Annotated in this window: 5 protein-coding genes; all 5 read right to left on the bottom strand. The window is 51.2% G+C overall.

Features of this window, described 5'->3' with window-relative positions; genetic code table 11:
• Positions 1-260, bottom strand: a 260-nt coding sequence (locus GTN70_03705; GenBank protein ID NIO16094.1) for a hypothetical protein, incomplete at its 3' end; no start/stop codon positions are given.
• On the bottom strand, positions 257-1,054 hold the full coding sequence (gene cpaB, locus GTN70_03700; protein NIO16093.1) for a Flp pilus assembly protein CpaB: 798 nt from the start codon (positions 1,052-1,054) through the stop codon (positions 257-259). The genes GTN70_03705 and cpaB, both read right to left, overlap by 4 nt.
• Positions 1,051-1,566, bottom strand: coding sequence for a hypothetical protein (locus GTN70_03695; protein NIO16092.1), 516 nt, complete (start codon positions 1,564-1,566; stop codon positions 1,051-1,053). Before GTN70_03695 ends, cpaB begins: the two co-directional genes overlap by 4 nt.
• Positions 1,567-1,569: 3 nt before the next feature.
• Entirely contained in the window at positions 1,570-2,055 is a 486-nt protein-coding gene (locus tag GTN70_03690; protein NIO16091.1) for a hypothetical protein, read from the bottom strand.
• Positions 2,045-2,593 carry a hypothetical protein gene (locus GTN70_03685; GenBank protein ID NIO16090.1) on the bottom strand — a complete coding sequence of 183 codons (549 nt, stop codon included), beginning with the start codon at positions 2,591-2,593 and terminating at the stop codon, positions 2,045-2,047. Before GTN70_03685 ends, GTN70_03690 begins: the two co-directional genes overlap by 11 nt.
• Positions 2,594-2,722: the final 129 nt, after the last annotated feature.

The following is a 2,722-nucleotide window of genomic DNA, read 5'->3' as shown; positions in this document are numbered from 1 at the left end:
CCCTCCCAGATCAATAGGTCGGTCCGCCCCCTCTTTTTCCCCGCCAGGAGGATGCCCCTTCCATTTTCGATGGACGATATTTCGAGAATATCGGGGTCGCCGACGGCTATCCTCTTCAGCTCTTTCACCGCGAGAAGGCGCTGATGTCCAACGTGAACTATGAGCTCATAAGAACTTGATATACAATATGAAACATTGAATAAAGCAATGAGCGCATTGATCAGGAAGATTTTCCATGCCCTGCTGCCGTGAGACTTCATTTTTTCACTGCCGCCCCTGTTGTTTTCGTGATCTTGAATTTTTTATCGAGCCTTCCCTTTTTGTACAGCTCTACGGTCTGAGATATCGTCTTTTTATTGCGTCTTCCTGCCACGCTTTTTTCGGCAGGGTTTCTCAGGACAAAATAAAGCTTCGATGAGGGGTTAGAAAGCGCATTCAGAATGCTTGCCGCCTGTGACCGGCTAACGAGCAGCGTGATCCCCGACGGGGCGCTTCCTTCACCGCTGTCAGGTACGGCCCCCGTGAACGCTCCGTCAACTGCCGTTACGGTGATGTTTTCCAGCAGAAGGATCGTTTCCGCTTTCGTTTCCATATCCCCTGGACGGGTGAGATACAGATCGACGTGGTCTCCCGGCCTCAGCAGGCCGGAGAAGGTCGTATTTTCGTCGGCGGGAAGCGTAAGCGCCCGCTTTCCCTTCTCGATCAACAGGGAGAAACGGTCCAGTTCGACGGGATTTTCAATGTCATCCCAGAGGAAGGGATTTCCACTTCCGACGCTGTTTTTCGACAGGGCGCCTTCTATTTCCGGGTACTCTTTTTCTTTGACCATCCTCGGGAAGTAGCCGCTGACGGGGATCTCCTTCACCTTGAGCGTATCCGGGCTCAAAATATCGCCACGGCGAATGTTTTTGCCGGCAACGACGATTCTCACCCCCTTCCTGCTTTCCCGGTCCTTCCAATCGTTTATTCGAATGTTCTGCATCAGCAAGAATGCCGATAAAAGGGAGATGAGAACGGAAAAGAGAAGCAGAATCAATTTTCTGTTCCGGCTCATAAATGGAGCTCCGTTACCTGGCACGTGGGGGGCGATTTTCTCCAGAACGTGACGGTTATGCTGATCCCCTTCGTGATATTGAGAAAAACGAGCGGCTTCTCCCGGCTGAAATCCCTGCTTTCCGACACCATCCAGCCCTCTCCAACAGGAGCAGGGCTTTTCAGAGCAGATACCCATTCTCCGGGATTTCCAATAAAAAAGACATAGTGGACCGCGATTCCGGGGTCGTTCCTGAAATAGAGGTCCCCGTCAATTTCTGGTCGTATCTTTTCAGGGAGCAGGGAAAACAGGCTCTTTACATCCTCTGTACCCGCAACCCGGAATCCGCTTTCCATCAAACCGTCGACTTTTTCTTCCCGGGACAGATCGAAGGAGGCAATAATTTTTTCCGGGGGCATCTCATCGTCCTGGGACATGTCGCTCATGATCTTATCAGGCGTCAACGGCTCCGCGCAGAGGGCAAAGGGGAACAGGATCAGGGTTATCGCTGTTACCAAGACAAGAACCTTCACGTATCACCTCCCAAACAGACCCGCGAGAATAATCGCATGCGTGATGTCGATCGACATTTTCAGCTTTTTGCCGAACCGTGAGCGATCGTCCCAGCTGTCGATGAGAATGAGGTTTTTCTCCAGGATGCGCTGTGGATCCTCCTCTATCCAGGATGAGAGGGATTTTTTTTTCGGTGTGAATGCCAGCTCGACTTCGCTTTTCCACGAGAGGGGGGCATGCGAAAAATTGTCGAAAAACGTCCTGTTTCCCGCGATCCTCCTGATCGTGACATCCCGGTTGTCCACGTGTAAATCCTCGGTCAAAGGGTTTTTCAAATCCCTTTTCAACCTGCCGGATATGAGGTTTATCTGGTAGGCGTCGTACAGAGCCATGTTTTTGGATTCGAGTATTTTGTAGACCACGAGCGTACCGGCAATCAAAAGGGAAATGATCGGGAGGATAAGAATCGTCTCAACCAGTCCGGCCCCCCGTCTGCTCTTACTGACCATGCTGTATCCTCTTCGTGAGCATTTGTACGGTTTTTGATTCGGGTTTCACGCGCCTGCTCTTCCACGCAGCCTTGAATGAAGTCCCCCCATAGGGCTTTGCGCAGGAAACGGCATAGTTTCTGTATTTTTCATTGAAGATAGTACCGAGGAGGGGGGCCCGGCTCCCCGAGTAGCCGACAAAATAGACGACCTGCTTTTCATGGAAATCGCGCTCGGTAACCTGGGGTATGATTTCTCCTTTGAGAGCGAAGAGGAATCTTACCTGTGAAAAGAATATCCTCGTCAACCTTTTGAAAAAAAATCTCTTGAATCGGCTTTTCGGCCTGTGTGACCGGGCCTTTCCCCTCAATTCCCCCATGATCCCGGTAATTGTGAGGGGCTCTCCATCCTCGAGGCACAGTCTCAGGACTGCATCGCTCCTTCTGCCCGGAGCGGGAATGGATGGGTAGAGAAATCCATTAATGTTGTAATATTTCAGGAGCCTGCTCAGACATGCGAGCATCAGCGGGGGCACGGCTTTTTTTATCTTTTTCGCCATATTCGAAAATTTAACCCCCGAATCCCACAGCTTTCTTATCACCGCGGGGGCTTTTTTTGAGAGGTGAAAGAAGAGAGAGGGGTTGCCCGAGAGGGCAAGGCCGATTGATGAGACCCAGAGCAGAAGGAC

This window comes from Deltaproteobacteria bacterium (assembly GCA_011773515.1).
Taxonomy (GTDB): Bacteria; Desulfobacterota; Deferrimicrobia; order J040; family J040; genus WVXK01.
This window is presented reverse-complemented; position numbering and strand designations above follow the sequence as displayed.

Bases quoted from the DNA above. Each gene is read 5' to 3' on its own strand.
- GTN70_03685 (NIO16090.1), bottom strand. From the start codon at position 2,593: ATGGCGAAAAAGATAAAAAAAGCCGTGCCCCCGCTGATGCTCGCATGT.
- GTN70_03690 (NIO16091.1), bottom strand. From the start codon at position 2,055: ATGGTCAGTAAGAGCAGACGGGGGGCCGGACTGGTTGAGACGATTCTT.
- cpaB (NIO16093.1), bottom strand. From the start codon at position 1,054: ATGAGCCGGAACAGAAAATTGATTCTGCTTCTCTTTTCCGTTCTCATC.